The 7,049-nt window shown below is 50.2% G+C and carries 6 protein-coding genes; 1 reads left to right on the top strand and 5 read right to left on the bottom strand.

What is annotated here, in order from left to right; translation table 11 throughout:
• Positions 1-313 (top strand): DDE-type integrase/transposase/recombinase (locus AC2FNV_RS05140; protein ID WP_496772605.1); only part of this gene is annotated, 313 nt, incomplete at its 5' end.
• A gap of 76 nt (positions 314-389) precedes the next feature.
• On the opposite strand, the gene AC2FNV_RS05135 is transcribed toward AC2FNV_RS05140, so the two are convergent.
• The 5 genes from AC2FNV_RS05135 to AC2FNV_RS05115 form a co-directional block, all read right to left on the bottom strand.
• The gene (locus AC2FNV_RS05135) at positions 390-824 is read right to left on the bottom strand and encodes a hypothetical protein (protein WP_170606653.1); all 435 of its coding nucleotides are present in this window, start codon (positions 822-824) and stop codon (positions 390-392) included.
• Positions 825-832: 8 nt separating this feature from the next.
• A complete protein-coding gene (locus AC2FNV_RS05130) occupies positions 833-2,884 on the bottom strand; it encodes a glycosyltransferase (protein ID WP_496772603.1) in 2,052 nt (683 codons plus the stop codon).
• On the bottom strand, positions 2,881-3,963 hold the full coding sequence (locus tag AC2FNV_RS05125) for a glycosyltransferase (RefSeq protein ID WP_170610805.1): 1,083 nt from the start codon (positions 3,961-3,963) through the stop codon (positions 2,881-2,883). Before AC2FNV_RS05125 ends, AC2FNV_RS05130 begins: the two co-directional genes overlap by 4 nt.
• Before the next feature lie 5 nt (positions 3,964-3,968).
• Complete coding sequence (locus tag AC2FNV_RS05120) at positions 3,969-4,280, bottom strand: hypothetical protein (RefSeq protein ID WP_170480167.1); 312 nt, start codon at positions 4,278-4,280, stop codon at positions 3,969-3,971.
• A 75-nt stretch (positions 4,281-4,355) separates the two neighbouring features.
• Positions 4,356-6,398 carry a hypothetical protein gene (locus AC2FNV_RS05115; RefSeq protein WP_496772600.1) on the bottom strand — a complete coding sequence of 681 codons (2,043 nt, stop codon included), beginning with the start codon at positions 6,396-6,398 and terminating at the stop codon, positions 4,356-4,358.
• Between the last annotated feature and the right edge of the window lie 651 nt (positions 6,399-7,049).

Raw genomic sequence — 7,049 nt, 5'->3', positions numbered from 1 at the left:
CGGCAAAGCTGAAGAAGTAGTCACAGATCGCTTCGCATCCTACAAGGCGGCGCTCAGAGAAATGGGTGCACTGGAAAAGCAAATGACGGGCAGATGGCTCAACAACCGCGTAGAGAATTCGCACCTGCCGTTCCGACGACGAGAACGCGCCATGCAGCGTTTCAGGCGTATGCGAAGTTTACAGAAATTCGCCGCCGTCCATTCTTCCGTCTATAACCACTTCAACCAGGAAAGATCGCTCACCAGCCGAGACACCTTCAAGCTGACACGCAGCGCCGCTCTTGCCGAGTGGCGCGAACTTGACGCGGGATAAAGGACAGTATCACTGGCCTACCAGAGACTGGTTCGAGTTGTCCGGACGCCACTAGGTTAAGGTCGGATCAAAAGAACTAACTTAATTTGGCGACTTCGTGCCCTTCTAATATAATCGCAAGCGCCCAGTATTTTCTAATTTCTTCTTCTGCGGCTTTTGCAGCTAATTCTTCGTCGGGAATGCGCTCGACCCGGAAACCGAATTGTTCGAACCCGCAATTATCAACCCTGCTCAGGATAATTGGGACCACATTTCTTTCTATCGCGGCGGCGCTGAGACGTCTTGCGATTTCACATACGGCTTCTGGCTTTTTGCGGATTCGGATCCCTATATTTGTATGGTTTTCTGCATCACGTTCCCAAAGGGTAGTGGACGGAAGCAGGTCCATATCAGGGAATAGAAGTTCTCCACGCGTCTTGCTCTCTCGGCTAGGAGCGATCACGTCGTCAAGATCTACTGGCCGCTCTGGCGTAGTGTTGCTCAGAATTTTGTACCAACGGTTCTCTGTCATCATTTCTGTCATGTTGTTGCAAGCAATTCAGCGGCGGTTGAGGCGCCCGGTTCGGGCAGTTCAATATTCATTAGCGCAGACCGAAACGTTTCCGCGATTCCGTGATCCAGGAATTCCAACACTGCGCGCTCGAGTTTCATGAATTCACTTTCAGTAATCGTTGCGCAAAGTGCGCGGTCGGACAATGCCCTTGCGCGGCGTTCCTGATCATCCAAATACGGCGCAGACTGTGGGATCAGAATTGACGGAATCTTGTGGTACAGAAACTCATGGACCGAATTATACCCGGCCGCAGATATGACTAGATCCGCGGCCATACACAGCCTGATAGCCTCTTGGGTATAAACCAATTTGGTGTTCTTCCATCCGAATGCTGATGCCTGAACCGTACTTCCGGGCCACGTTACCACGAGATGCAGGCAATCTTCGCGGTTCTCCAGCATCCCCGAAATCGCTTGCAATTGAGCGGACCGATCCGAGGCGACGCCCCCACCCAACATACTGACGACCATTTGCTTAAAGTCACGCCCGAACCTTTCAGCCAGCCGCGCCCGAAGGAGATCCGAGTCTTTCTTTGTTTGGACTATCTGACGAAAAACCGGTCCGACATAGTGAACCTGGTCGCCATAACTGTAAGCATCGTTGAGCTCATCAAATGCTTCAGAGGGTACAATGACCCGGTCGAAGATATCTTTACGGCGCAGCATCGTGTGTCTTGATCGACCTTGCGGCCACAGGCCGCGCCTTATCCAAACCGCCGACAATCTGTTTTCTTGAATTACGCGATGAACCGAGTCAAATACGTAACCTCCGTCAAAGACCAATTTGTCGCCTTTTTGTAAAACACCGCTCAGACGGCGATAGTTCAGGATGTCATTAGCGTTGGAACTGTCCAAGGCGTCAGAACGCGCCACCAACGGGACACAGTCGAAGCCTTCGCGCCGGGCAATCGGAATGCAGCTTGGGAATACCGCAAATACAGGTGAGATGTCTGAGGGTAATGCGTTGGCAATAACCGTACACCGTTGCGCATGTCCTAACCCCACACCGTTCGTTGGCAGGAACAAGGTTCTTTGAGTGGTCCGCGAGGGTTGCTGCGGTTTGGCAACTAGGCCTGCTGCAGATTCCAGCTTGGAAATGTCCATGGAACGCAGCCATTGGGATTTCTGCGCTTGTTCTGCGATGAACGAAGTGTTTGGCAGAACCTTGTCAGTCAGGTATCCACCCAGAGCAAAAAGCGATGTTGGTCCTTGTAGTGTTGGGGCGCCGGACGACATAAGAACTTGGTCTTCCGTACAGTCAATCACCAAGCCGCCTGCAGCGATTAATTCAACTGCAAATTCCGCCATCCTGTCTCCGGCAATACCATTTCCGAACATCGCAAGAATGTCGGTTGTTCCCGCCAGAGCAAGCGGCGAAAGATCAGTGTATAGAGTTCTGGAAAGATCGCTGAATTGCGTTTCCTTAAAAAACTCGTTCTGCGCGCCGCTGACGACAAGCTTCAGATTATAGTCACTCTGATTGCTCATCCTGAAAAGACAGGACAAGATTTCTGGGTTGTCCAACTCCATAGAACCCAGGATTACTGTTACTTCCGTCACTTCACCAATAGGACGCTTAACTGGCCGGAGTTCAGCGACCAATGGGCTTACAGCCGAGTTCAGCATGGGCCTGGGCTGGGTGTCGGTCAGGTCAATCATTTTGGCTTCGCGCCCTAGAGCAAATGCCAGTCGCGCTTTCGAACCAATATAGCTTTGATGGGTCTGAAACCGGCCGGTTGCGATAACCGGAATATCCGGGTCTAGCGCTTTTTGTCTCAATGATGCGAGCAGTTGATCTTCGACTTCCTCGGCACCGAGTACGAAGACGGAGTCGGGTCTATGATCTCCGGGGTCGACGAGAAGCCTGGCCGCCTCATAAAGCCTGCCGCGGCCCGCATCATCTGGTAGATAGTCAGCATCCACGCAGGCATTGAACCCGCGATTTTTTAGTTTCTGGGCAAATATCAACTGAGCATCAAAGGATCGGATCGAGCGTGTGCCAGCCTCAACAAAAATCAAGTTTGCACCCCTTTTTCAGCAGTCAGAATACTCGCCAGTTGCACCCTGAAACTTTGGGCTGAGTAGCGTTCAAGCGTTGCCTGCGACGCAACAACCTGGGCACGATATTTCTGCGGGGATGAAACAAAGTCAGATATGATCTCATCCACTTGGGCAGGTTGACACGGGATTACAGCTTTACCAAAGGTTTTTCCGGTCTTCGGATCTGTCAGCACCACCTTGCCGGCTGCCAGAGCTTCGACAATCACCCGCCCAAAGCTCTCGCGCCAAGTTGGAGCGGTAAAATAAACAAAAAAATCTATCTTCTCGAAAAAGCTTTCGACGCTAATGGCATCGAACGGCAATAGCGTCCAGTGCGGTCGCGAGATACCATCATCCACCATCGCATTTGCGCCTAAAATTACATTCGATTTGGCGTGTTTCGGAAAACATAGATCAAGGTCGGCGAGTGGCGGAAACTTCTCAAAACCGGGTCGCGAATGCCTTCCGCGACGATCCTCAGGCTGATCGCAGGGTTCGTTAAGATCAGCAGCAAAAATATTGAACCAGTCAGTTTCCAAGACGCGCCAATGGTGTGTATCACGGAAATCCGAAAGCCAATTCGTCACGGTTTCGCGGTTATACTGCGAAATCGGTGCGAGGGTCTTTCTAAGCGCTAGAGTCGACTGGTCTATCTGGTCGAGGCAGTTCGACACGTCGAAACCTTCTTCGCCACCCGGACGCAAGAAATTCTCATGCGTTACGAGGATTAACTCCCGCGCGAAGATTTCTGCATCCAAAGATGTTTGAAACTTCAAAAAAGATGGATTGTGCAGAATTACAAAATCGGCGGCGATCCGAGGAGCGTCCCAAATAACAGGCATGTTCAAGTCATCTATCACCTTTCGCAGGATTGGGGCGATATGCTTATGGTCACCGAACATCTTAGACGTTCTCGCATGCACGACCACGTCTGCGAATTCGGCAGCAATGGGCAGCTCTGCGGCAACAGCTGCTGATGTGCCTCCTGAAAACCGGGGTTCAATTACATAGGCAATCTTGAGTTTGCCCATACATTGAATGACATCAAACACGGGCATACAAATCAGTGCTGAAGCGAACTATCAGTTCGCGTGGCCTCTGTGCCTTCTGAAGCAGCGGGGGTGTAACCGTAATCCTCTACCGCGCCGCGAGTGGCTTCTTCACTAAAATTACGAAGTTCATTGGACAACTCATCATCGCCCTGAAGCAGTTCGGGATTGCTCTGCAAATATTCCAAAAGCCCTTGGGTGTTATTGTTTGACAAGAAGTCATCAAGGGCCAGCAATTGTTCCACCGTTATCTCGGCCCGTACGCCGTGATACGTCGTCAAAAACGAAAGAGCGGTCACTATGGCAACTAGCTTACTGTTAGGCATCTAAAAAACCTGGTCGATGATTATATACACTACTTTACTTGTTTCACACTCTTTCAGACAAAAACCTGTGCTCAGTCACTGGTCCGTCGCTGTTCTAAGTTTACTTAGCACCCGTTTTTTGAGCAGATCGACTGGATTTGCTTGAGGAGCTTTGCTGCTTACCTTTTTCTCGGCTGGTTTCGCGGCGCTATCACCGGCTAACCACAACTCGATTATACCATTTGGCGTCTTGGAACCGGAATCTGTGAAATCCCGCAACAAGGCACCGGCATCCTTTGCAAGCGCCGCTGCCTTTGCTGCGTCTTGTGGGTGATAGAAACGAACGTTGGATTTATTGATCTCAAAATCGACGCTGTTTGATGCCCTCAAATCATGGCCTGTTGTTTCCAGATTTGTAACGACAGTTTTTACCATATCCTCGGTCAGGCTGCTGGGCGCAAACAATACAAAGCGCGCGCTCTCTTTGCCTGCGGCCGATCCAACAGGCTCCGGAGCCGCGACTGGCTCTGTAGAAGTTGTTATTGCTTCAGACGGAATTGAACTAGGTTGCAATTGGTTTGGTGCCAAACCTTCCGAATTTGGCGGCAAGTCGTTTGTTTCGGTCTCTGAGGGCGATGAAATCGTGGTTAGCCGGACACCCTTCTTCTCAATTGGATTAGGCACTTTAGGTGGTTTGTCGAAATCCAGAACAGCCAATTTTACTGGCTCTGGGGAATTCGGCATAGCCGGGAAAATATCTGATACATCCGGTTTCGATCGAAATGTCAGTGCCTGAGCCTGTAGCGATTGATAGTCTTCACCAAAAGATAGCGCGACGGGCAGAAACGACTGATCAGGCGGATTAGAGGGGGCAGTAGCAGCGGCGGGAATGTCAATTCCTTGAACTACAGCCGCAATCTGATTCAATAAAACGGGTACTGATCCTTGGGCGGTTTGTGGATCAGTGCTTTTCACAAAGCCTGGAATGGAGTCGGTTTGATATGCTCTGTCAGAGTTCATGGTTAACGCTCGAGGTTGTTCAAGCGCCACAAGGTTTCTTAAAACATCCGGCGCGACCCGTAATTGGCCCGGCGCAATTGGCACTCTGTCCACTGACATTTCCGGCAAGCGGGGCGCAGCCACAATTTTGATGGGCGTGTCCGTTGTCTCGCTAAAAACAGATTCTGGTTCGGGCACGAGGGGCGGTGCTTCGATTGCGTCTGGCGAACTGTAGGCAAGATTCTGAACCTTGGTGGGAAATCCGCTTGTCGGAGTTTCCAATTCCCACTCAATTCTGTCTAATCGTGCCGTAGGTTCAACTAATTCAGCGCTTGGATTTACGGAGCTGGCGTTTTCGGAGGCCGTCGTTGATTTCCACTTGGGCAGGACAAAAAAGGCAAAGGACGTTGCCGTCACTATCGCGGCACATCCAAGAGCAACTGCAACTAGACCACTTTTGATGGATCGTCTTCGCGCGAACGAACTGTCGGGAAGCGTGTCGGAGTTTTTCTCTGCCGGGAATTCGTCAAAGAGGCTTGCAACTCTACTCAACGCAATCTTTTCTTGCAGATCGTTTTTCGCACTTTCCAAGTTGGCCTGAGTGCCACTGGGTGGCGAGGCGATCTCGCCGCTAAAGTTTTCTATCGCTGTTTTGCGCTTAGGAACGTGGGACGCTGGAGCAGATGAATTATGGTCCTGCCGTTCGGAATTAGTGTTCCTTTTTATTCGCCTTTGCGCGCCGGAAATTGCGTGCGCTAGTACATCGACACCATCCTTAGTCTTAACACGGCCGAATGATGCCGACTCACTTCGACCGGAGTTATCTATTTCTGCCGCGCGTTGCGAGAGTATTTTTTCCCGTTTCTCGCGTGCCTCGTCGACTCTTTCCAAAAAGCTCTTTGAACTGCTTCTTTGAATCTTTTTAGTTGAATCTTCTCCTTCACTTTGTTCCGGTTCAGAATCTAGATTTCCGTCATTTGTCCGGTTGCGGGATGTTAGATTTACTTCACGTTGTTTCCGTGCGAGTTCAAGCAGTTGCTGCCGTTCTTCGGATTGCGAAAAATCATTCATATGCGGCAGGTCTTGGCCACCTTTGTCGGCAACCTTAGGAGGCGTTATGGCGCCGCTGACCTTTGACAAGAATAACCCCCCGAACCTGTAACCGCACCGCATTCAATGCCCACAAAAAAAGAGCAACGGTACCTAAACTCGTCTCCAATAATCTAGCTAAAACCGAACTAATTATAAAAATTTCCCACTTAAAAACAAGTAAGGAGCACTGACCCTTGCGAATGAGTATTCGATGTGTTCTTGAGTCGATTTTGGGTGTCCCTAATATCAGTTGATCAAAGCACCGCAGCGTCAGGCACATTCGTGGCCACAGGTCCGCAACGTCAAAAAATGTCAAGTTTGCGCCAGCGCAGCGCTTGCCGTATTGGGCTAGTGAATGTGTCAAGTGCCAAAAAAGAACCCGCGTCTTTAAAGATTTGTTTTACTTCAAAGTGATTTGCATCAAGATCGAAGCCGCAGGGGGTATTTTATGGACCGCGGCGTATGACCCGATAAAGTAAGATTATTCAAACTACAGAACGTATCGCGCAAAATTCGGTGTGCTCCAATAGTTTGCGAGATCAGAGAGAAGATGTAGTTTATGCTCCAATTGACTTTGAGAGGGCTGTAACAATTACTGATCACGTGTTCATACGGGTTTTGCTTTGCCTTTGTTTTACGTCGCTAATCTCTGCCTGTTCGCGTCCGCCTGAGTTGGTTGGCATAGAAAATCCGGAAATC

This window comes from Ruegeria sp. BHSA163 (genome assembly GCF_059613365.1).
Note: the sequence above shows the minus strand (reverse complement) of the source record. Positions and strands in the feature narration are given on the sequence as shown.